This is a genomic window from Pseudoalteromonas aurantia 208, from assembly GCF_014858725.1.
GTDB lineage: Bacteria > Pseudomonadota > Gammaproteobacteria > Enterobacterales > Alteromonadaceae > Pseudoalteromonas > Pseudoalteromonas aurantia.
Genome location: NZ_AQGV01000012.1, coordinates 2,087,727 through 2,108,933, shown reverse-complemented (window position 1 = coordinate 2,108,933; position 21,207 = coordinate 2,087,727). Strand labels below are relative to the sequence as shown.

Here is a 21,207-nt window from a genome sequence, read left to right as displayed (position 1 = left end):
CTTATGCCTGTGTTAGTTGCTTCGCGTTAAGCTTGTAGCCTACGCCCCAGACGCTTTCAATGACTCCTTCACCGCCGTATTTTTCGAGCTTACTGCGTAATCGGTTAATATGAGAATTAACCGTATGCTCATAACCAGAGTGTTGATAGCCCCAGACCGATTCAAGCAATTGTGTTCGAGAAAAAACTTGATTTGGGTGAGCAGCGAAAAAGTGTAATAACTCAAATTCGGTTGCAGTTAGATCAAGTGCCTGTTCACTTAAACTTGCTTCATGACAAATTGTATCAATACCCAGTAGACCGAGTTGCAAACGTGCTTGCTCCGGTTGTGTGCTTTGCTGCTCTTTTGCCTGTAATAGCCGAACATGGCGCAGCTGCGCTTTTACCCGGGCTTGGAATTCTCGGTAACTAAATGGTTTACAAATATAATCATCAGCACCCATTTCTAGCCCAATAATTCTATCCATTTCACTGCTTTTTGACGTTAATAAAACAACGCTAATGTGTGGACTTGATGTTTTGATCTCCCGACACAGTGTTAATCCATCAACTCCTGGGAGCATGATATCTAACAATACAATAGCGTAGTTTTCTTGTTGCAGCTTATCCATGGCGCTTTCCCCATCAAACACATGGTCGACGCCCAACGATAATTCAGTTAAATGAACTTGTAGAAGACGCGCAATGTCTTGGTCGTCTTCTACAATCAATACCTGTTGTTGCATAATGTGGCCTTATTACCGCCCACACTCTGCGCATAGGCGTTATTTAACTCTTGTTATAGTGACGGCCATGAGTGGGTTGTCAAATTTATGGGCAGAAGTCAGTACGGAAGAGCTTAGTCCGTCATCATTGCCAACAACACCGGGATGCATAGCCACTTTATCAATGTCATCACGTTCTGCGTTAAAACCTTCACCACCATCGGCAGGACCAGGCATTGAGCCACTTTGTTCAGAATTAGCTTCTGTCCCAGAGTCATAAGCTCGAGTGGTCATTTTAGCGTAGTCGCCAACAGCCATTTGTGACACATCAATGCTATTAAGACCGGTAAAGCCATCATTTGTATTCACCATCATCGTAACTAATGAGAGTTTTTGGTCAGTTAAGCTGGTCGTTGTCAGCATTAACTCAGCCGTTTTACCTGGCCCTAAAGGTGCAGCGCCAGAGACTGAGCTATTGACGACAGATAGTCCGAGTAGCCCAGAGTTATCACCTCCTTCAGCTAGAGATTCAAGTTCTGCACTGGCCATTTCGCCAATCGTCCAAAATTGGCCACTGGTATGCAGTGCCGCACCAAGAGGCGATAAAGGCTGACCATGAGTTAAATTTATAGCAGTTACTTTAAATTCATATTGAGTTGGCTCTGGTGCAGGCTCTGGTGCCGGTGCCGGAGGTGTAACCGATGTCGTGTTATTATCACTACCACAGGCTGCTAATAGCAAACAAGCAAGTGAAATTATTGGGGTGAACTTATTCATAATATGCCCCTTACTTAACTGTTACTGTCACTTTAGCAACAGGGTTTAACCAACGATGTACGGTGTTATGTAAATCACTTTTACCACCAACGGCTTCATCATCACCTACATTACCTCGGTGAATGTGAATCATAGAGTTGCCCTCTACATCAGTCACACCAGCGCCTTGTGTACCAGGTGCGACACCAGGAGAAGCTGGGATCCCAGGTGTGCCAGGTGCGCCAGAGCCTTCAACAACTAATTCATTGTTTGCTTCTGTGCCTGCGTCATAAGCATTCAAATAGATATGGTACGTGCCTGCTTCTGTTGGAATTTTCCATCCATCTAACCCGATGAAGCCATCATTGGTTGGCAGCATCATTGCGACAATCGACAGCGTGGTATTATTTTCTGCTGTTGTTAAGCTACCCATTGCTGAGCTGGCTGGCGCGAGCAACCCTCCAGCTGGGTTTGCGAGTTTGTCGGCATTAATACTGTCAAGTGTTGTTGATAACGCTTCAATACTGCCACCTTCAGCCATGGCTTGTAGGCCTTCGGAAGCGGCTTGACCTGTTTGGAATAAATGTGCATCACTGGTGTGGGCACCAATTAATATGGGGGTGAAGTAAATGCCTTGCGTCAGGTTTGTGATTTTCACATCTACAGCAGCAGCTTGGGCTGCTGACATTGCTAATAAACTGCTAGTGCAAACAAGTGATAGTAATTTAGCCTTCATGATATTCTCTTTCTTGGTTGTTATGACAGGATTAAGGATGCAGGTTAAATGTCTCGTTGGTTTCACTAAAACATCACGTTTTTATCACAATATTAGTGCGAGTTATTCACACTTACTTTAATTGTTGTTTTTAAAAGAAAAAACCGCACAAGAGTACGGTTTTAAGTCGATTGATTCGATCGTAAAACTTTATTGCCAATAGCCTAATGCCATTTCTGTTGTAAATCCGGGGCCAAATGCGGCTAACACGCCTTGCTCCATACTAGTCCGCTGTGAGAATTGTCGAGCGAGTACATCGATAACAGCCACGCTGGATGTATTCCCGGTATCGCGTAAGCAAGCTCTGGAATAATCGAGTGCGTCATCAGATAGAGTTAAGCAACGTGTCACTTCGTCTTGAATTCGACGGCCTCCAGTATGGAAAATGTAAAAGTCTAGCTCGCTCGCTCGTTTATTTGCATGCTCTGTTATAAAAGTTTCAATATGTGGCGCTGCCTTGGAGATCGAGTACATGACGTCTTTATCGAGAGAAAATTTAAAACCAGAGTCAGTTAACGTGTATTGAATATACGCTTCGGTGTCAGGCATAAAGTGGCTCTGCGTATGAGTAATATGAAAGCCATTGCAGTCATTATCAGCACGCATAACCACACTTGCCACACCATCGCCAAAAAGTGAGTCGGTGATAAAGTCTTGTAACCGATTGGCACTGCGATGAAAGCACAGTGATGATGTTTCTAATGACACAATAAGCACGTTATTGCGTTTAGAGGCTTTGCAGTGCTCTGCCGCGCGATTAACAGCAGACGCGCCCGCTACACAGCCTAGCTGTGCTATGGGGAGTTGTATGGTATTGGCTGGCAAACCTAAATCATTGATTAAACAAGCTGTGAGCGAAGGCATCATAAACCCAGTACAGGAGGTAACGATAACCATGGTCACGTCCTTGGGCTTAAGTAGCGCTTGTTGTAGTGCTTTAGAGGCCGCATCATACGCCATAGTACGGGCAACTTTTTGGTAAATAGCGCCACGTTCACCAAAATCTTGTAGAGACAAAATTTGCTCTAGCGGCAGTATCATATGTCGTTTTTGAATTGCGGAGTTTTCAATCATTTTGAACGCTTGATGCTTATGCGGAGCATCTTGATGCAATTCATCTAAAAACGATAACATATCGCTATTTGTGACAATGTTTTCTGGGTGTAATATTGCAGGTCGAGCAAGTGTTGGCATGGTGTTTTCCTTAATCAAATAGGGGAGAGGTAAGCGCTATGTTTACGCGACCTCATTGGTCTGACTAAGATTGAGATATTTTTAATATGAATTCATAACGAAATTATAACAAGTTAATAACAAATTGAATGTATATTCATTTACCTGATTTTGCTAGGGAAACAAAAAAATAGTTTATATCTCAATTAGTAGTGCGCCATATGTCGATTAAGGGTGCGCTACAAAAGTGCTGTATTGCTCAAGCATATGATGCAAAAAATTAACATTATATTGAAATATTGAAGTCGCTTTACTCGTTTGAGCAATTGCTGATTGTGTTCGGATAACTTTTGGGTGTGCTGGTGATTGTTTTCTAATTTACGTGTATGCAAATCATATTGATATTGTAGTTGTTTATAAGAAAGGGTGTAACTATGTAAGGTGTTTGTTTGTGCAATCAAATTACGTTCGGCATTTTGCAGTGTCAATTGTTGTTGTTCAATATGAGAGTTAGATAGGGCTCTTTGTCTAATTAAACGAATAGACAGCGTTTGCAACCGACTTACATGGCGAGCAACCCGTTTGTTGGCCGATGAAAGGGTTGTTATTTTGATACTCGATGATATTTTTAGTCGTTGAAGCTTGTTAGAAAATCGACGACAGAGTGATTTATATTTTCTAAGTCGTCGCCTTAACTGGTGGTTTTCTCTACGTAGTTCGTTTAATTGTGTGTCATTTTTGAATATCCCGCGTGTGATAACGGCCATGATCCGTTTTTTTGTGCTTGTTTCTTCAGGATGCAAAATGGGCAAAGGGGTAACATTCATATTCGGCTTCATAGTCCTATCCTTTAAACTTGACGAGTAGTAGTGATGTAAAATAGCTTCTTGACCTAAAGCTATAGTGCTATTGTAAATTGATTACCTGAAATAACGCTTAATAGGTACCAATGAAAGATGGCTTTTTTTCGGATGCATTATTGATGCTGATATAGGATTGACAGAGCTCTAAGCAGGTGATGTCTGTCACTGGGTTTTGACTGCTATTTGCGCGGATTAATACAATGTCGACAATCGGCAACGCTGGGAGTGATTGGCAGTCGAGCGGGGTTAAGTCGCCAATGCTCAGCTTTGCCATAGCACCAATTGCCACTCCACTTCTGACGATACCGCGTTGTGCGCTTGCACTACCGCTGCAAGCAATGATTTTAAATGCACGATTTTGTTTATGTAACCCGTCTGTAGCTGCTTGGTGAAAGCGACAATCCCGCTGAAATATCGCAATAGGCAGAGGCTCAATACGGTGCGCGTTAAAGAGAGGGTTGTATGTCCATACCCCTTGCGATGATTCAAGCGTGTATCCTTCTTCGGTGTCAGAAGAGCGCGTAATGATGCCTAAATCTAGATGTCCGCTATCAATCATGATCTTTACGCGATTGCTTGGAGTACATGTGATTTGTAGGTCTAAATTTGGCCAGCATTTGTGTAGTAATTTTATTAGTTTAGGGAGTACTGATTCAGCATAGTCATCAGGACAGCCTAAGCGTAGTAAGGTACTTGGTTGAGCTGCATTCATTTGTTTTACTGTTTCGTCATGTAATTGCACGAGTTGTTTAGCGTAACGTGCGAATACTTGCCCATCATGAGATAAGTTGAGTAGTCGGCCTTGTTTTTGGAAAAGCTTTTTATTTAGATCTTGTTCTAGCTTTTTCATTTGCATGCTAATTGCTGACTGAGTTCTATGAACTTGTTTTGCGGCACGAGTGAAGCTGCCAGTTTCAACAAACGCCAGAAAGCTTCTTAAAGCATCAATATCCATTTATAAACCTTAACCTATTCGATATCTTGATAGGTTATATCAAAATTATCCGTTAGTCAGTAGGGTAAATAATCGCTAACGTATTTGCTAATTAATCCAACAGGTATTGTGTATGCAGTTATTTATAGGGAATAAAAATTACTCGTCTTGGTCACTAAGAGCATGGTTGATGCTGGCAAAGTCGGGTATTGACTTCAATGAAGTACAACTGGTTTTAGATACGCCAGAGTTTTATCAGCGACTGGAAAGTGTGACCCCCACTTTGAAAGTTCCCACTTTGGTTGATGACAGTACGGTGGTTTGGGATTCCTTGGCTATTTGTGAATATATCAATGATGCTTATTCATTAGGGAAATATTGGCCAACAAATACGGCGCAGCGAGCAAAAGCTCGAGCTATTGCATGTGAAATGCACTCAGGCTTCAATGGTGTTCGCAATGAAATGCCAATGAATATAAGAGCAAAACGATGTGTAGTATTGAGTGAACAAGTGAAGCAAGACATTGCACGTATCGAACAGATCTGGAGTGAACAGTACAATGAGTATGCTGCACAGGGGGGCTGGTTATTTGGGCAGTGGTCTATCGCAGATGCAATGTTTGCCCCAGTGGTATTACGTTTTAAGACTTATGGGATAACGGTGAATAGTGCCGCGACAAATTACATGGAGCAGGTTTTAAATTGCCCTGTATTACAGCGCTGGGTTGAGGAAGCATTAATGGAAACTGACATTGTGGCAATTGATGAAGCAGGTGAAGAGCGAGAGTAGGCAGATGAAAACACTGGGACTAATAGGGGGGATGAGTTGGGAGTCAACAGCGAGTTATTATCGATTGATCAATCAAGGAATAAAGTCAAAGTTAGGTGGGCTACATAGTGGAAAAATTATTTTAAATAGCGTTGATTTTGCGCAAATTGAAGCATTTCAACAATCAGGAGATTGGCAAAAAAGTGCGGAGGTATTACAAAGTTCAGCTCTGAGTTTAGAGGCCGCTGGCGCGCAGTGTATTATGATTTGCACTAACACAATGCATAAAGTGGCGGATGAAGTAGCCAGTGTTGTAACCTTACCCCTATTACATATTGCCGACGCTACGGCGAAAGTGATTTGCAAGCAAAAGCTGAATAAAGTGGCTTTGTTAGGTACGCGTTTTACTATGGCAGATACTTTCTATATAGATCGACTAGAGCAGCATGGCATTGAAGTATTGGTGCCCAGTGAGCAAGATCAAATAGTCATTCACGACATTATATATCAACAGTTATGTGTGGGAGACATTCGGCCTCATTCAAAACAATTGTACTTATCGGTTATTGCTCACCTCAAGGCGAAAGGTGCGCAAGGTGTGGTGTTAGGGTGTACAGAAATAGGGTTATTGATCCAGCAAGAAGATACTAATGTTCCTTTTTTTGATACGGCTGAAATTCATGCTAATGCGGCTGTGGAGTTCGCATTGTCTGATTGATTATTGTTTGGTTTTTTTAATACTTTCTTTTAAGTGGTTTAATTTACTTAATACCGGTGAGCGCGACGCTGTTATCAATACTCGTATTGCAAAGTACACATAGATTATGTAGAAATGTTTGGGATATTGGTGACATCGGTCGCTGTTTTTATGGTGAATAGACCTAAGACTTCAATAAGCTTAGTTATAAAAAACAACGTAATACCTTAATAAAGAATTAGTAAGTATTGAATTAGGAAAACTGAGTTCATCTTCAGGGAGACTGGGGTAGTAATTGACTTTTGAACTCAGCTTGGCCATCCCCAGTTAGCAGTAAGAGCAAAGTCAGTAAAATAGAAAACCAAATAATTGATTTAGCATGGTGTTTACGTATTATTGGAGTATTAAGGGCTGTTAGATACAAATATAAGTATGTCATCGAATTTACATATCCAAGCGATTGTGCAAAGCATTAAAGCAGAAGAACAGTCGCTAAGAAGTCAGTTTCCTATATTGGCTTATCAAAACATGCTGGGCGTATCATTGCTTATGTGTGCAGTGTTGGCCATGTTGCTCGTTGCCGGGCTCTATGCAGTATCTTATATTCCAGCTTGGCTTTGTATTGTTTTGATCGCCTTCATTACGTCTATTTCTCATGAAATTGAACATGATTTGATCCATAAGCTTTACTTTAAGCGCAATCCTGTTGTACATAATTTAATGATGTTAATTGTATGGTTGATGCGGCCAAATACGATTAACCCATGGTATCGACGAAAAATACATTTGCATCATCACAAAGTATCAGGAACTAACCAAGATCTCGAAGAGCGTTTGGTTGGTAATGGTATAAAAAACCCAGCTTTGAGAGTTGTCTCAATTGTTGATGGTTTACTGGGATTGATTATTTCTCATAGAGCGTTTAAACGGGAAATCACAGGGTTCAGATTTTTAAGTATATTTAATGCAGGATTTCCAATCGCAACGGTATATTTTGGTATTTTATACGGGTTTATCATTTTTCACAGCATAGATGGGTTTCTTTATGACACAGCGACACATCCAACTTGGTTAATTGATGTTATGAAGTGGGTAGACTTTTTAATGGTTGTGTTAATTGCACCGAATATAATTCGTTCCTCTAGCTTAAACCTGGTTACGTCTTCAATGCATTATTATGGTGGTGTGGGTAACCTTATGCAACAAACTCAGGTACTCAATCATTGGGTGTTTTTCCCGTTCCAGTTATTCTGTTTTAACTTTGGAAATACGCATACAATTCACCATTTCTTACCAAATCAGCCATTTTATATTCGACAAATGATCAGCGGTCGAATACTACCAGTCATGAAACACCATGGTGTACGTTTTAACGATATTAAGAGTATAAAGCAGGCTAATTTTTACAGTGCATCAGGATTACAGTCAGATAAAGATATGTAGCGTATTGATGAGGCAATCTAGTTTAGATGCTTTTAATATGAGGCTTAACGCTTTTTACACTATACTCTAGTCGAATATAGCTAAAGCTATTTTGGTCCAACTACATTTTTTCTACACATATTTATAGTGTAATCTGAACAGGGTAAATGTCATAGGGTGGGTAACTTGAATAGGCTAGCGGTTGTTTTTATTGCGTGTATCTCACATTTTTTACTCGTTCAATTTGGTAGTCAGTTTCTCATTCCATTTGGATACGCAAGTGTCATCTGGCCTGCAACAGGTGTTGCGCTCGGGTTATATCTATTAAAAGGTTGGCCGGTTTTAGTGGGTGTATTACTCTCTTTTATCGTTTGCTTGCACAGTGATACTTTAATCAGTGGCTTACCGCCAGAAGTGGTCTATCTTCTCGCTTTGATAAGTACAATTCAGTTATTTATTAGTCGACAGCTTGTTTTACAGTTTTCTCAAGTGCCTATTCGGATCTCTATTCCATTTGAAATAATTAAGTTTTTGTTCATTACAGGGCCTGTCGCAACATTGTTATCGAGTGTTGCGATTTATTGTGTGCTGTCGCTTTATTTGCCATTACCGCAAGAAACATTGTTATATATCAGCGTGACAAAGTGGGTGGGAGATTTTTTGAGCGTGGTGCTCTTAACGCCTATTTTTCTATTTTTATATCCCAATATTTTTGTTAAAAAAGCACGAAAAGCATCTGCCGCTATCATGACCAGCTTATTGAGCTTTTCTATAATTTGTTTTGTATATTTTGTATCAAGTAATAACTTTAATCGAGATAAAAAACAGCAATTCATGAGCGGTACCGTATCTTTTGTAGAACAGATAAACAGCACCCAAGCGACTATAAAATTGTACTTAAAGGCACTTGAAGCATACTTTCAAGCAAGTGAACAAGTGACGAAAGAAGAATTTAGTGCTTTTACATCTATAATACAAAACACATCCATTAAAGTGAGAGCAATTGGTTGGATCCCCTTGGTGAAAAACGAGGCGAGAGCGCAATTTGAAGCTAGCATGCAAAGGTTGTATTCAGAAGGTGCCTATATTCAGCAATTGACCGCGACAGGGATTCAAAGTGCACCTGAACAACCTTATTACTTACCCATCTATTACACGTACCCATTGCAAGAAAATAAGTCTGTTATTGGTCTTGATGTGTCTACTCACCCGGTTGCAAGTAAGAGTATTAAACATGCAATTGCGCATCAGAGCTTTGCAGTCACTGATATTTTCACTTTAGTTCAGCAACAAGATAAAACCGACGGCGTGGTGGTGTATTACCCGATTTTTAAAAAGAGCGAGGTACCTAGCTTAGCGTCTTTAATTGGGTTTGTGGAAGTGGTACTAGAGTTAGAGTTGTTATTAGATCCCATGTACACCACAGAGCGTAAAAGTGTATTTACTTATCAAATTAGTTTTGGTGAGGGCAATGTATTTTCTCACCCTAATTATGAAAGCGGGCATTTTATCTCTCATGAAGTCCAATTTACGTTGTTTGATAAGCAAGGCACCATACAGTTTTCCAGCTCTGATAGTTTTGCTTCTCATTTGATTAATTGGGTTGATTTTATTATCGTATTGATAGGCTGTATCTTGGGCGTCATTTGTGTGATGTTTGTATTTTTTATCGTGTCTTTTAATACAAGTTTAGAAAAAAAGGTGAAAGCAAGCACGCATGAACTTATTGAAAAGAATAATGAGTTGGAGCTGGCGAATGAGGCGAAGAACTTGTTTTTAGCAAATGTAAGTCATGAGTATCGTACTCCATTAAATGCCATTATCGGGTTTACGGAATTGGCGACAAAAGAAACGTCAGATCTGCCCACGTTAGATTATTTAGCGAAGATAAACGATGCTTCGAATATTTTGTTAAGCACAGTCAATGACGTATTAGATTTTTCGAAAATGCAGGCGGGTCAATTAGATTTAGATTTAAAGGTGTTTAAGCCATCAGATGTCACCGCGTCAGTTATAGGAATGCTGTCTCATTTGGCTTCTGAGAAGTCGATTACGATTCAATATCAGCATGACGCAAATTATAAAAGCTGGGTCGAAGGGGATGAACTTCGCTTTAAACAAATATTGATTAATTTACTGAACAACGCGCTTAAGTTTACACCCAAAGGCAGTATTCACCTTGATTGTAAATGTGTTGAAATAAATGATAATGCTACAGAGCTCACTATCAAAGTGCGTGATACGGGAATTGGCATTAAAGAAGAAGATCAACAACGATTGTTTAACGCATTTGCACAAGCACAAAGCTCAACAACACGGAACTATGGCGGTACCGGGCTTGGCCTTTCTATTGTAAAGCAGTTATGTATTTTAATGGGAGGAGGGATTTCTGTTACGAGTCAAGAGAATGTTGGCAGTGAATTTACCGTGGTTTTAAAACTCAAAGGGGTGACTGCGGAGCAGGTTGCACTGCAAGAAAATAGCGTTGAAAGCGATGCCGGGCAACAGGGCCATCATTTTCAAGGAATGCGTGTTTTAGTTGTAGAAGATAATAAAATCAATCAGATTGTGGTACAAAAGCACCTAAGGAATTTAGGGTTAGACTGTGATTTCGCAAATGACGGTCAACAGGCTTTAGAGTATTTAAAAGCACAACAACCCGACTTAATTTTGATGGATTTACAAATGCCTGTTATGGATGGCTTTACTGCATCAGCCCACATCAAAAATGATGAAGCGTTAAAACATATTTCAATAGTGATACTCAGTGCCAGTGTTGGTAAAGAAGAGAAGCAACAAGCCGCGAGGTTAGGCATTGAAGATTTCATTCATAAGCCATATCAACAAAGTGATCTAGTGAGGGTATTAAATAAATATGCGAGCTGAATGAGCTCTGCATGATTTGAATTACTTCTTTTTAATACCCGACACAATGACTTGGTTTACGACTATTGAAATGCTGATTCAACGAGACTAAGGTATTGACCCTCACAATCTAACTCAATGGTGACCCCAAGTGGTAGTATGAGTTGTGGGTCGGTGTGGCCGAAGTCTAAATTACATATAATGGGTAAATCACAAACGTTGAATTCATCTTTAACCACCGCTTGAACTGTGTTTATTAACGCTAATTGTTCGTCTGTATTATAGTCTCTGGGTCTACCAATCATGAGGCCTGATAGTTGCTCAAAAACCCCCATAACCCCATAGTTTCTTAACCAGTAGCGCACATAGTCGATACTTGGTTTGTCTTCTGAAGTTTCTAAAAATAGCACTTTATTGTGCCAAAAGTTAGGTTTTGGCCAATATTTAGTCCCTTTGAGCATTTCAAGTACTTCAATACATCCACCAAAAAGTTGCCCTCTAACACGGCCGGTACCTTGAACAAAAGTGGGACCTGGATTTGTAATTGGCGAATTGAGTTGACCTGTAAGTGCCATTTTATGCCAGTCAGGGTAGCCGTGATGATATTGAGAAAATGTTGGTAACACGTATTGCTGTTCCGCAGATAAGAGCTGTTTGGCTAGGTAACGTTGATAGTCAGCACTGTGATTATGTAGTTGCGCAAAGCCAGCCATAATAGACGGGCCGTTAAAAGTAACTAAGCCGTGTTGGTTAAGGTAGGTTGTAATGGTGGTAATATCTGAAAAGCCCATAAAAAACTTAGGGTTGGCTAGAATAGTATCTAAATCTAAATATTGTAACAATCGAGCTGAATCTGAACCGCCAATCGTCGCAATTATGCCATCAACGTCAGTATTGGCAAACGCGGCGTTGATGTCATCAGCACGCATTTTTGGATTTGCAAAAAGGTGGTTATTATGTGCTTTAGCACTAGGATACTCGACAATATTAAATCCCATTGCTGTTAGGTTCTTAATACCCATTTGGTAAATATGAGGGAATATTGAAGGGCCGCCCCAAGAAGGCGACACAATGGCGAGTGTTGCACCCTGAGTAAGTGATTTTGGTTTAATTTTTTTCATGACCAGCTCCTTAGCGTTTGATGGCTAAAGACATTAACACATTGATTGTGAGTTTCTAGTGCGCCATGATGAACTTAAAGCAAAGCGTGTGAAGCTTTGCTTTATAGAATTTAGTTGATAACGTCGTTAACTAATACGGTGGGGAGGAATATCTGATTTAAGTAAATGACTGTTTTCTAGATACAAGGAGCCTTGATAAACGGTTTCCCCGTCAGAACTAAATTCGAACATAAATTGGCTTTTAATTCCAGGTTTACCGCTGCGCAAAATGCCTAGGCGTCGTTTTTGACATGCAACGCTTAGTAATTGTACTTGTAATCGCTCAGCTTGACGTTCAGCATGCTGTTTGGCCGATTCAGCAAACTGGCGACTAAACCAAAAGAATGCGATCACGGCACCTGTGAGTATAAAAATCCAAAGTGTTGCCATTTAAGAAAATAACCTACCAATTGCACGAGACAAGGTCTCACTGCGATTTTCTGCTCTAAGAATACTTAAAACATGAGGGCGAAGGCTTGGAATTGCAACCAAATCAGCAAAAATACTTGTAAATAAACCATCAACTTGTGTGTTATGTGCAGCTTTATCTAACAAGATAAATAATCGGCTTTGCTCATTGAAAGCCTCCCAGCAACGGCCAGTTAAAGTCAGCAGTATATCTGCTTCGTTGGCGAGTTCATCCGCCAATATCAAATCAGTCGCTTGCAGTAATAACCCCTGTGCTTTAGTTGCTGATAGTGCTCTTAAATTACAGATAAGTATATCGAGCTGTTTATTTCTTAGCGCGCTTATACAGTCGTTGTAAAATAGTTTACTTAAATGAGTACCGGTTGGCACATGCTCAAGCATCGCGCTTAAAGGTTGTTTCACTTGAATTGGCAGTGATGACCAAACAGAGTGTAAGTTTTTGGCATTATGGCTGTGCTCTAGGCGAAATGCAAAGTCGGCCAAACCCTGTACCGCAACATTTTGCCAAGCGTTTTCAGGTAGCTTACCCGCAAAATATAATTCGGCATACTCATAATACTGTGATGCAGGACGGTTTATCTCTCGTTTGAGTAATGCATTGAATGCGGCAAGTTTATTTGCATTCGGTGTAAAAACGTAAGGGTTGTTATCAAGTTTACCCTGAGCTTGTTCACCGGTAATTTCTGTACCAAGCGCTTCTAGTACCATATTTGCAAAGTGGTCTCGACTTGCTGCGACCAATTTACTCTGTTCATCAAGTGGTAACTTTAAAAACCAGACATATGGGTCTAACGTGGCATTATTGTCCCAAAATTGAATCGCAATAAGTGCATGCCCTGCCAGTGGGTAGGGGTAAGGAATTAATGTGCCCTCAATTTGCGCAAATTGTTTTTTGTCGATTTTGGTGATCCTGCGACCAATATCATAAGCTCGCCATTGAGTACCTGCGGCTGAAAGGAGTTGGCCAAGAGTGGAGATTTGCGCTGTCATAATTCATGCTAAATTGGGGAATATGTGCCAGATTATACCTGCAATTTACGGCGCTGGTAAGCTTGTGCTGGGGATTGCTATTGAGCTTGGGTATAATTGTCCAATTATTTGTAATATTGGGCCTTTAGCGAGTGCAAAAAATGGCAAAAAAGAATCAAGTGGACGCGTTGCTAACGCAGTTGACGCAAGAGCTGACGCAGGCAGAGCTTTGGCAGTATACACCGATAGAGCCTCGCAAACTGCTTTCTAGCGAGCCTTTTTGTTGTGATACGTTACAGTTTGAACAATGGCTACAATTTATTTTTATCCCGAAAATACGCCAATTGATAGTGACGGGGGCACCGTTACCAAACAATATATCGATTGCACCCATGGCAGAAATACACTATTCAAAACTGGCTTGTTTTTTGCGTTTGCACCGCGTGCTTAGCGAACTAGATGCGATACTGAGTGGGAGATAAGAGATGTTAGAAATCATCTATCAAGATAAAGATTATGTAGCAATAAACAAGCCTTCAGGGCTATTAGTACATCGCTCACTACTCGATAAAAGAGAAACCCAATTCGCAGTACAAATGCTAAGAGACCAACTCGGTCAATATGTTTTTCCAGTGCACCGTTTAGATAGGCCTACATCTGGTGTGTTGTTATTTGCATTGAGCTCAGAAGCGGCTCGCGATATGAATCAGGTTTTTATCGATGGCAATATTGAAAAGCGTTATCTGGCATTAGTGCGTGGCTTTGCGCCAGAGTCGACATTTATAGATAGGCCATTGAAAGAAGAACTTGATAAAATAGCAGATAAATTCGCAGATCAAGATAAAGCCCCGCAAGAAGCGCAAACACAGTTTAATTGCTTACATAAAGCGAGTTTACCGATCCCTTTTGGTAAGTATCCATCCATCCGTTATTCATTGGTAGAGTGTTTTCCAAAAACAGGTAGGAAGCACCAAATTCGCCGTCATTTAAATTATTTATCAACACCAATTATTGGCGATGTAAATCACGGCGATAACAAACATAATCATTTCTTTGTTGAGCATTTTAGCTATCGCCGCTTAATGTTGTTTGCAAGTTCGTTAAAATTTATCCATCCTTATACGCATAAATCAGTAACAATAAGCGCTGAGTTGGGTGAGCAAATGCTGGCAGTTTGCGACCAATTAGGCTGGCCTAACCAAGAGAAGGATTATGAATAATGGCAGTCGTATCAATTTTTGTCGGTAGTATGTATGGTAATGCAGATAATTTAGCCGCAGAGATTAAAAAAGCATTGCTCGCTCAAGGTCATGAGGCGGCAGTGTATGACAGTGGTACATTAGAGCAAATCAAACAATCAGATAATATTTTGTTTGTATCATCGACAACAGGATCTGGTGATATTCCTGATAACTTAGAACCGCTTATATCTCAAATGCATAGCCAAGCACCCATGCTTACAGGAAAGAAGGTCGGGGTAGTTGCATTGGGAGATCGTAGCTATGGAGAAACTTTTTGTGGTGCTGGTCGCCAAATCGATGAACTTATACGCGGGCTAGATGCGACGAGTGTGACGTCCAGGTTAGACATCGATGCGGGAGAGTATTTTGAACCATGGGAACCGACTGAGTTATGGCTAAGGAGTTGGCAGCAAGCTTTATAATGCCATGATATACAAAATTAAACATTAAAATGGCGCACATGATGAGCGCCATTTTATGTCCAACAGCCCCTAGTGCTAGGTACGTTTCACATCGACTTTTAATTTCAGTTTTTGACCCGGATGCAAATATTTCTGGCCAGCGAGGTTATTCCATTTGATGATTTCTTTCACCGTTAAATTAAATTTACTGGCAATACGGGCTAATGAATCACCGCGTCTGACTTTATAAGTAATAGTGCGAGACGTACTCACAAGCGTGGTATTTGGTTTGCTTTTGGTATTTTGATAAACCGTTAATTTTTGCCCTAATCGTAATACCGATTGCGTTTTAAGTTTATTCCAACTGGCAAGCTGCTTAATCGTTACATCGTATTCTCGACTGATATCCCACAGCGTATCGCCACTTTTTACAACATGGGTTTTTTTACTTTTTTGATTCTTATTGACCGCCATCCTGACTTGTGATGGTAAGTGCTCACTTTTCAATTCTCCATCACTTAAAGGCACGAGTAGTTTTTGACCAATTCGAATAATATGACTGTTTAGTTTATTTAAAGATTGAATAGCACTGGAACTGGTTGAGAATTTTTTCGCTATTACAGACAGTGTATCACCTCGGTTAACGGTATAATATTGCCACCTTAAACGGTCTTTAGCTTCTGTAACGGCTAATTTTGTTTTAAATGTATCAATTTTATCTGATGGGAGTAGTAAGATATGAGGCCCATCAGGGTCTGTTGCCCAGCGATTGAATCCGGGGTTAAGTCGATATAATTCAGTTAAAGTAATATCGGCCATTTGCGCTGCGAGTGCCAAATCAATTTGAGAGTCAACATCAATGGTCTCAACAACTTGGGCATTGATAATGGGGTTCCAGGTTACTTTGAATTCATCTTGACGCTTCAAAAGATCAGATAAAGCGAGTAACTTTGGTACATATGCGGTTGTCTCTCTTGGCAAGTCTAAAGACCAAAAGTCGGTGGGTAAATGTTTTTTGCGGTTTTTGCGAATGGCCTTTAGCAGTCGACCTTCACCTGAGTTGTATGCCGCGATTGCATTGAGCCAATCACCCTCAAGGGTTTTATGTAAATAAGTTAAGTAATCAAGTGCTGCGCGGGTTGATTGAACAATGTCACGTCGTCCGTCATACCACCAATTCTGCTTTAAGTTAAAACGCTCGCCAGTTTGTGGCATGAACTGCCAAATACCCGAGGCACTACGATGAGAATAACCAAAAGGGTCAAATGCGCTTTCTACGATTGGTAGGAGGGCAATTTCAATGGGCATTTCACGTTTCTCTACTTCTTCAACAATGAAGTAGAGGTAAGGTTCTGCGCGTTTTGATATTCTATCCATATAGCGCTGGTGCCGTTGATAATAATTACGCTCAGCAACCACAGGTCTGTTTTGCGGCACTTCTATCGAAAGCTGGTAGCGAATACGTTCCCATACGTCGTCAAAGACCGGGGGGGGCTCATCTACTTCAATTGGAGCTTGGATTGCACTCAGTAATGTCTCACTAATTTCATGCGGACTTGCTGCGTTATCTAATACTTGAGCTTCTACGCGTTGTTCAATCGTTGATGTTAATGTTTGGCAACCACTTAACAGTGCTACCAGTACAATTAAAATAGGTGATTTAGTCATATTTCTTTATATATTCGGGCAAAAACCCGCCAATACTACCTGTAAATAAGATAAGTTTAAAGAGCTGTGCTGAGCCTGTGCTGACTAAAATTGGTCTTTCCATAATCGCAGAGCTGCAAAGTTATGCCAAGGCGTAAGATTATTCACTGTTACATCATGAGGTAAGTGATGCAACATATGTGGTAGATCCGAGCGCAAAAATGGGTTGATTTTTCGTTCAATACCAAAACGAGTTGGTAGACTGGGTAAATTATTTTTACGCTGTGTAGTGACCCATTCAATGTGTGCTTTGATATCGTTATTATCAGGCTCTACTGCGATAGCAAATGCTAAGTTCGCAGCGCTATATTCATGTGTGCAATAAATTAGGGTGTTGTCATTAAACTGTGAAAACAGTTTAAATGAGTGCCACATTTGCTCTGCACTGCCTTCAAATAATCGTCCACATCCGGCGCTAAACAGCGTATCACCCGTAAAGCACAATACATCATTACAGTAACAGATGTGATCTAATGTATGGCCAGGTGTCGTGAGTACACTGAAAGTGTGTTCAAAAACAGTGAGGCTATCACCATTTCGCAGGGCGTGTGTGATCCCTTTAAATTTGGAGTTCTGAGGACCATATACATTGGTGTTAGGGAAGACGTGAGTGAGTTCAGCAACACCATTGGTATGGTCCCAGTGGTGGTGTGTGATCAAAATACCGCAAAGGGTTGCGTCATGTTGGGCGAGATATGAAAGCACAGGCTCAGCATCACCTGGGTCAACGACCCAAACCTGTTTTTTATCGGTGTCTCGAATAGCCCAGATATAATTGTCATCAAATGCATTGATTGGCTCTACTTGCGCCATGGTTAATTGCTCTATAAAGTGAACGTTAGCAATAGTATAGCGAGCAAGCTCTAACGATGAAACCAGCACTCAGTTTTCAACAAGGCCCAAAGCCACTTAATTGGCAAGATTTTCCACATGGGGACTATGTACGGTATGGCATTGAGCGGCGAATGGGGAAATGGTTAACGCGAATGTTTGGTTATCATATGCTTAAGCTTGGAGGTTTAAGTGGCCAACTCGATACGTCAAAAAGCGCCATTAAGCATCAAGTTTGTGTCGCCCCTACATCGCAGCAACATGTGGGGGTTGTGGCTGAAATTGATGAATTACCCTTTTCTGAACACAGTGTTGATGCATGTATTCTAAGCCATTGTTTGGAGTATCATTCAGACCCACACCATATTTTACGTGAGGCACACCGCACTTTGATCCCAGGCGGGTATATCGTCATTTCTGGGTTTAACCCATTTAGTTTGTGTGGCCTTGCTCATTGCCTGCCATTTAGTGGTCAAAAGCTGCCTTGGTCAGGACGCTTTTTTACGCCAGCACGCGTAAAAGATTGGTTGGATTTATTGGGGTTTGAGATATTAGCGGATGAGCGCTTTATTCATGCCTCTTTAGCCAGAGGTAGTCGATTGTCTCGATTTGCGCCTTGGCGACATTTTTGTCGCCATTATTTGAAACCAATGGGGAGTTGTTACTTGCTAGTGGCAAGAAAGCGTGTTGCGCCATTAACCCCGATTAAGCCGAAATGGCATGCTCGTCCTAAATGGGCCCCAGCCGTGAAAAGTGCGAGAGTAAGGCAATCTAGAGAGTCATTTCAGGAAGAGAATTAAGCGTCTGGCTGGTAACCATTATCAGGCAATAAGTCATCCATAGAGGCAGCTTCACGGGCTAGGTCGTCAACTATTTCGTTGTACTTGTTGCCACTGTGACCTTTTACCCATTTCCATTGGATAGTGTGGCGCTGGCAAGCTAAATCTAACCGTTGCCACAAGTCGACATTTTTAACTGGCTTTTTGGCCGCTGTTTTCCAGTTGCGCTTTTTCCAGTTTGCGACCCAAGATTCAATGCCTTGTTTGACATATTGGCTATCGGTATAAAGTATAACACGACAAGGGTGCTTTAATGTTTCTAACGCAACCGTTGCGCCAAGCATTTCCATTCGATTATTTGTGGTGAGTTGATACCCTTGATTTAACGTCTTTTCATGGCCTTTATAGCTCATATAAATACCATAACCACCAGGACCTGGATTACCTAAACATGACCCATCGGTATAAATCTCTACGGTTTTTTGCACGAATTGACCTGTTTTTATGTAGAATAAAGATATTGAATGCTAACAATAGCAAAGTTAGGTTACTGACGAAATGTTAAAAAGACAAATAGTCCTAGATACAGAAACAACGGGTATCGACCCTAAATCGGGCCATCGTATTATTGAGATAGGGTGTGTAGAGCTTGTAAATCGCCGCTTAACTGGTAATAACTTTCATGTGTATATAAACCCTCAACGTAGTATTGAAGAAGAAGCGATAGATGTGCACGGTATTACGAATGAGTTTTTAAAGGGCAAGCCGCTATTCCAAGATGTTGCACACGAGTTCTTTGAGTTTATTAAGGGAGCTGAATTGGTGATCCACAACGCGCCCTTTGACGTCGGCTTTATGGATCATGAATTTGCGATGTTAAACCAAGGTTACCCGCTGACACACGATTACTGCGAAGTATTAGATACCTTAGTCATGGCGAGAGACTTACATCCAGGTCAAAAGAACAACCTAGATGCGCTATGTCGTCGCTATGATATTGATAATGCTAAACGAACTTTGCACGGCGCATTACTGGATTCTGAAATTCTTGCTGATGTTTATCTCGGTATGACCGGGGGGCAGAAAAAACTCAACTTGGCATCGGGTAATGAAACCGGTGGCAATAAACAGCAAGGCGATATAATAAGATTAAGCGCTGATAGACAACCACTTAAAGTTATTTTGGCAAGTGCCGATGAAGTAGTTGCTCACGAAGAACGCTTGAAAGTGGTCAATAAAGATGGCAATACGATATGGCAGCAATAATGAGGTAAACTATGAGGCGATTAATTGTGGGGGCTTTGCTAATAGCCATAGGGTTTGGTGCGTTAGCTTTGCCGTCCATCACGCTTTTACAGCGAAATGGAAAAATAAATGAAATTCCGCTACTAGACAATCGCTTTCGAATTGATCATAAAGTCGACAAAATTACGTTGTTGTTTTTTCGAACCCGAGGAGCGCCAGCGGTTGTATTAGTCAAACCCGATGGCAGTAAGCTCTACGCGCCACAAGCCCTTAAAAATGAAAACCTTGATTGGTTTGATGAACCAAGCTATGACCTCATAACCATTTCAAACCCGACCCCCGGACCTTGGCAAGTGGTTGGTAGTATACAGCCGAATAGTCGAATTATGGTGCTGGGTGAAGTTGAACTTCATGTAGACCCTTTACCTCCTTTGTTGTTTAGAGGGGAAACGTTAAAAGTCAGTGGCCATATCACCAATGACGGCAAGCCGATACAAACCGGTTATTTTCGCGATGTTGTGAGTTTATTTGTCGAATTTACCAGTACCAATAATAACAACTATGCAAACTTTGGAGCAGGGACACAAAGCGTCACTGCATTTAAAGATGATGGTCGAGAGTTTGATGAAAGGCCGATGGATGGTATTTTTACTGGAGAGTTTAAGTTGAGTTTCCCTGCGGGGGAGTGGCAACCTGAATTTTTCATAGAAACCCCGATACTAAAACGCAGAGTTGTTAAAGAGCCGCTTATTATTGCTGAGCCGCCTTTTGACTATCATTTAGAACTTGCCACGGACAAAGAGTCAGAACACGAGCTATTACTGCGAATTGACCAAGATATTGTTAAACCTGAGACGGTGATTTTTCAGGGGAAAATCTTTTACCCGAATGGTGAAGAGAAAATGTTCACCTTAAATGAAGAAGCGCGATTATATAGAAAAGTCATGATTCAAAATTATGATTGGGGCAGATATAGCATTGAGCTGTCGGCGTTTGGTGAAAATGTAAATGGTCGAGAGTTCATGGCAACATTGCCGATGTATAAATTTGAAATAGAGCGACCAATAGAAAAGGTACCTGAGTTACCGTTAGCTGAACAAAAAATGGCGAACCAAGAAAAGGCAGCAGAAATAGTTGATGATACGATGAGTTCTAGCACGATGATTGCGATTATTTTGTTTGGCAATCTGATGGTTTTATTGTTTGGGTGGTTGGCTATTCGTATTTTTGTGCAAAATAAACCCATTAAGTTGCGCTTTAAATTGCCTTCATTTAAGAAAAAGTCAGAACTTGAAATAGAAGAAACAGAAATAGAGAATCAAAAGTCAGATGGGAATGGCTCAAAAAATGATAAATCAGGTGATATTTTGAACCTTTCGATGTCAGATGACTAAAAAAGAAGGAAAATTGCAAAAAAACTGTTGACTCCAAAGGGGTCCATTCGTATTATTCACGCCGCTGTCAGGGAGCAACCTAACAGCAAGAATA

Annotated in this window: 22 protein-coding genes; 10 read left to right on the top strand and 12 right to left on the bottom strand. The window is 40.9% G+C overall.

Annotated elements, in window-relative coordinates; translation table 11 throughout:
• Position 1: 1 nt before the first annotated feature.
• From PAUR_RS12935 to PAUR_RS12910, 6 genes are all read right to left on the bottom strand, one after another.
• Positions 2-724, bottom strand: coding sequence for a response regulator transcription factor (locus PAUR_RS12935; RefSeq protein ID WP_192508128.1), 723 nt, complete (start codon positions 722-724; stop codon positions 2-4).
• 39 nt (positions 725-763) lie between these two features.
• The gene (locus PAUR_RS12930) at positions 764-1,480 is read right to left on the bottom strand and encodes a spondin domain-containing protein (RefSeq protein WP_192508127.1); all 717 of its coding nucleotides are present in this window, start codon (positions 1,478-1,480) and stop codon (positions 764-766) included.
• A 10-nt stretch (positions 1,481-1,490) separates the two neighbouring features.
• Positions 1,491-2,195, bottom strand: a complete 705-nt coding sequence (locus PAUR_RS12925; protein WP_192508126.1) for a spondin domain-containing protein — start codon at positions 2,193-2,195, stop codon at positions 1,491-1,493.
• A gap of 189 nt (positions 2,196-2,384) precedes the next feature.
• On the bottom strand, positions 2,385-3,428 hold the full coding sequence (locus PAUR_RS12920; RefSeq protein ID WP_192508125.1) for a type III polyketide synthase: 1,044 nt from the start codon (positions 3,426-3,428) through the stop codon (positions 2,385-2,387).
• 218 nt (positions 3,429-3,646) lie between these two features.
• Positions 3,647-4,246 (bottom strand): hypothetical protein, encoded by a 600-nt coding sequence (locus tag PAUR_RS12915; protein WP_192508124.1) that lies wholly within the window; start codon positions 4,244-4,246, stop codon positions 3,647-3,649.
• 97 nt (positions 4,247-4,343) lie between these two features.
• Positions 4,344-5,225, bottom strand: a complete 882-nt coding sequence (locus PAUR_RS12910; protein ID WP_192508123.1) for a LysR family transcriptional regulator — start codon at positions 5,223-5,225, stop codon at positions 4,344-4,346.
• A 112-nt stretch (positions 5,226-5,337) separates the two neighbouring features.
• On the opposite strand from PAUR_RS12910, the gene PAUR_RS12905 reads away from it, so the two are divergent.
• The 4 genes from PAUR_RS12905 (at position 5,338) to PAUR_RS12890 (ending at position 10,978) form a co-directional block, all read left to right on the top strand.
• On the top strand, positions 5,338-5,994 hold the full coding sequence (locus PAUR_RS12905) for a glutathione S-transferase family protein (RefSeq protein WP_192508122.1): 657 nt from the start codon (positions 5,338-5,340) through the stop codon (positions 5,992-5,994).
• Positions 5,995-5,998: 4 nt separating this feature from the next.
• Positions 5,999-6,691: an aspartate/glutamate racemase family protein gene (locus PAUR_RS12900; RefSeq protein WP_192508121.1), complete on the top strand. Its 693-nt coding sequence runs from the start codon at positions 5,999-6,001 to the stop codon at positions 6,689-6,691.
• Positions 6,692-7,102: 411 nt separating this feature from the next.
• Positions 7,103-8,113 (top strand): fatty acid desaturase, encoded by a 1,011-nt coding sequence (locus PAUR_RS12895; protein WP_192508120.1) that lies wholly within the window; start codon positions 7,103-7,105, stop codon positions 8,111-8,113.
• 165 nt (positions 8,114-8,278) lie between these two features.
• Positions 8,279-10,978 (top strand): CHASE domain-containing protein, encoded by a 2,700-nt coding sequence (locus PAUR_RS12890; protein ID WP_192508119.1) that lies wholly within the window; start codon positions 8,279-8,281, stop codon positions 10,976-10,978.
• A gap of 62 nt (positions 10,979-11,040) precedes the next feature.
• Here the strand turns inward: PAUR_RS12890 and PAUR_RS12885 are convergent, their stop codons facing one another.
• The 3 genes from PAUR_RS12885 to PAUR_RS12875 all read right to left on the bottom strand — a co-directional run bounded on the left by PAUR_RS12885 (position 11,041) and on the right by PAUR_RS12875 (position 13,536).
• Entirely contained in the window at positions 11,041-12,078 is a 1,038-nt protein-coding gene (locus PAUR_RS12885; RefSeq protein ID WP_192508118.1) for a S66 family peptidase, read from the bottom strand.
• Between the two features lie 126 nt (positions 12,079-12,204).
• A complete protein-coding gene (locus PAUR_RS12880) occupies positions 12,205-12,507 on the bottom strand; it encodes a DUF3301 domain-containing protein (protein WP_192508117.1) in 303 nt (100 codons plus the stop codon).
• On the bottom strand, positions 12,508-13,536 hold the full coding sequence (locus PAUR_RS12875; RefSeq protein ID WP_192508116.1) for a DUF3549 family protein: 1,029 nt from the start codon (positions 13,534-13,536) through the stop codon (positions 12,508-12,510).
• 140 nt (positions 13,537-13,676) lie between these two features.
• On the opposite strand from PAUR_RS12875, the gene PAUR_RS12870 reads away from it, so the two are divergent.
• From PAUR_RS12870 to PAUR_RS12860, 3 genes are read left to right on the top strand one after another with little or no spacing between them, the layout of a single operon-like run.
• A complete protein-coding gene (locus PAUR_RS12870) occupies positions 13,677-13,997 on the top strand; it encodes a YqcC family protein (protein WP_192508115.1) in 321 nt (106 codons plus the stop codon).
• Positions 13,998-14,000: 3 nt separating this feature from the next.
• Positions 14,001-14,735 carry a tRNA pseudouridine(65) synthase TruC gene (gene truC, locus PAUR_RS12865; RefSeq protein ID WP_192508114.1) on the top strand — a complete coding sequence of 245 codons (735 nt, stop codon included), beginning with the start codon at positions 14,001-14,003 and terminating at the stop codon, positions 14,733-14,735.
• Complete coding sequence (locus tag PAUR_RS12860) at positions 14,735-15,178, top strand: flavodoxin domain-containing protein (protein WP_192508113.1); 444 nt, start codon at positions 14,735-14,737, stop codon at positions 15,176-15,178. Before truC ends, PAUR_RS12860 begins: the two co-directional genes overlap by 1 nt.
• 75 nt (positions 15,179-15,253) lie before the next feature.
• On the opposite strand, the gene PAUR_RS12855 is transcribed toward PAUR_RS12860, so the two are convergent.
• The gene (locus PAUR_RS12855) at positions 15,254-16,825 is read right to left on the bottom strand and encodes a lytic transglycosylase (protein WP_192508112.1); all 1,572 of its coding nucleotides are present in this window, start codon (positions 16,823-16,825) and stop codon (positions 15,254-15,256) included.
• 84 nt (positions 16,826-16,909) lie between these two features.
• Positions 16,910-17,677, bottom strand: coding sequence for a hydroxyacylglutathione hydrolase (gloB, locus tag PAUR_RS12850; protein ID WP_192508579.1), 768 nt, complete (start codon positions 17,675-17,677; stop codon positions 16,910-16,912).
• Between the two features lie 56 nt (positions 17,678-17,733).
• On the opposite strand from gloB, the gene PAUR_RS12845 reads away from it, so the two are divergent.
• Positions 17,734-18,495, top strand: a complete 762-nt coding sequence (locus PAUR_RS12845) for a class I SAM-dependent methyltransferase (RefSeq protein WP_192508111.1) — start codon at positions 17,734-17,736, stop codon at positions 18,493-18,495.
• Here the strand turns inward: PAUR_RS12845 and rnhA are convergent.
• Positions 18,492-18,962: a ribonuclease HI gene (gene rnhA, locus PAUR_RS12840; protein WP_192508110.1), complete on the bottom strand. Its 471-nt coding sequence runs from the start codon at positions 18,960-18,962 to the stop codon at positions 18,492-18,494. The two genes, PAUR_RS12845 and rnhA, sit on opposite strands and share 4 nt — an antisense overlap.
• Before the next feature lie 70 nt (positions 18,963-19,032).
• Here rnhA and dnaQ point away from each other — a divergent pair, with 70 nt between their 5' ends.
• Together dnaQ and PAUR_RS12830 are read left to right on the top strand one after the other, a co-directional pair.
• Positions 19,033-19,740: a DNA polymerase III subunit epsilon gene (gene dnaQ, locus PAUR_RS12835; protein WP_192508109.1), complete on the top strand. Its 708-nt coding sequence runs from the start codon at positions 19,033-19,035 to the stop codon at positions 19,738-19,740.
• Positions 19,741-19,751: 11 nt separating this feature from the next.
• A complete protein-coding gene (locus tag PAUR_RS12830) occupies positions 19,752-21,113 on the top strand; it encodes a TIGR03503 family protein (RefSeq protein WP_192508108.1) in 1,362 nt (453 codons plus the stop codon).
• Positions 21,114-21,207: the final 94 nt, after the last annotated feature.

Coding starts and splice junctions, on each gene's coding strand:
- PAUR_RS12845 (WP_192508111.1), top strand. CDS start 17,734: ATGAAACCAGCACTCAGTTTTCAACAAGGCCCAAAGCCACTTAATTGG.
- PAUR_RS12915 (WP_192508124.1), bottom strand. CDS start 4,246: ATGAAGCCGAATATGAATGTTACCCCTTTGCCCATTTTGCATCCTGAA.
- PAUR_RS12880 (WP_192508117.1), bottom strand. CDS start 12,507: ATGGCAACACTTTGGATTTTTATACTCACAGGTGCCGTGATCGCATTC.
- PAUR_RS12905 (WP_192508122.1), top strand. CDS start 5,338: ATGCAGTTATTTATAGGGAATAAAAATTACTCGTCTTGGTCACTAAGA.
- PAUR_RS12895 (WP_192508120.1), top strand. CDS start 7,103: ATGTCATCGAATTTACATATCCAAGCGATTGTGCAAAGCATTAAAGCA.
- PAUR_RS12870 (WP_192508115.1), top strand. CDS start 13,677: ATGGCAAAAAAGAATCAAGTGGACGCGTTGCTAACGCAGTTGACGCAA.
- PAUR_RS12855 (WP_192508112.1), bottom strand. CDS start 16,825: ATGACTAAATCACCTATTTTAATTGTACTGGTAGCACTGTTAAGTGGT.
- PAUR_RS12935 (WP_192508128.1), bottom strand. CDS start 724: ATGCAACAACAGGTATTGATTGTAGAAGACGACCAAGACATTGCGCGT.
- gloB (WP_192508579.1), bottom strand. CDS start 17,677: ATGGCGCAAGTAGAGCCAATCAATGCATTTGATGACAATTATATCTGG.
- dnaQ (WP_192508109.1), top strand. CDS start 19,033: ATGTTAAAAAGACAAATAGTCCTAGATACAGAAACAACGGGTATCGAC.
- PAUR_RS12910 (WP_192508123.1), bottom strand. CDS start 5,225: ATGGATATTGATGCTTTAAGAAGCTTTCTGGCGTTTGTTGAAACTGGC.
- PAUR_RS12930 (WP_192508127.1), bottom strand. CDS start 1,480: ATGAATAAGTTCACCCCAATAATTTCACTTGCTTGTTTGCTATTAGCA.
- PAUR_RS12860 (WP_192508113.1), top strand. CDS start 14,735: ATGGCAGTCGTATCAATTTTTGTCGGTAGTATGTATGGTAATGCAGAT.
- truC (WP_192508114.1), top strand. CDS start 14,001: ATGTTAGAAATCATCTATCAAGATAAAGATTATGTAGCAATAAACAAG.
- PAUR_RS12830 (WP_192508108.1), top strand. CDS start 19,752: ATGAGGCGATTAATTGTGGGGGCTTTGCTAATAGCCATAGGGTTTGGT.
- PAUR_RS12925 (WP_192508126.1), bottom strand. CDS start 2,195: ATGAAGGCTAAATTACTATCACTTGTTTGCACTAGCAGTTTATTAGCA.
- PAUR_RS12900 (WP_192508121.1), top strand. CDS start 5,999: ATGAAAACACTGGGACTAATAGGGGGGATGAGTTGGGAGTCAACAGCG.
- PAUR_RS12875 (WP_192508116.1), bottom strand. CDS start 13,536: ATGACAGCGCAAATCTCCACTCTTGGCCAACTCCTTTCAGCCGCAGGT.
- PAUR_RS12885 (WP_192508118.1), bottom strand. CDS start 12,078: ATGAAAAAAATTAAACCAAAATCACTTACTCAGGGTGCAACACTCGCC.
- PAUR_RS12920 (WP_192508125.1), bottom strand. CDS start 3,428: ATGCCAACACTTGCTCGACCTGCAATATTACACCCAGAAAACATTGTC.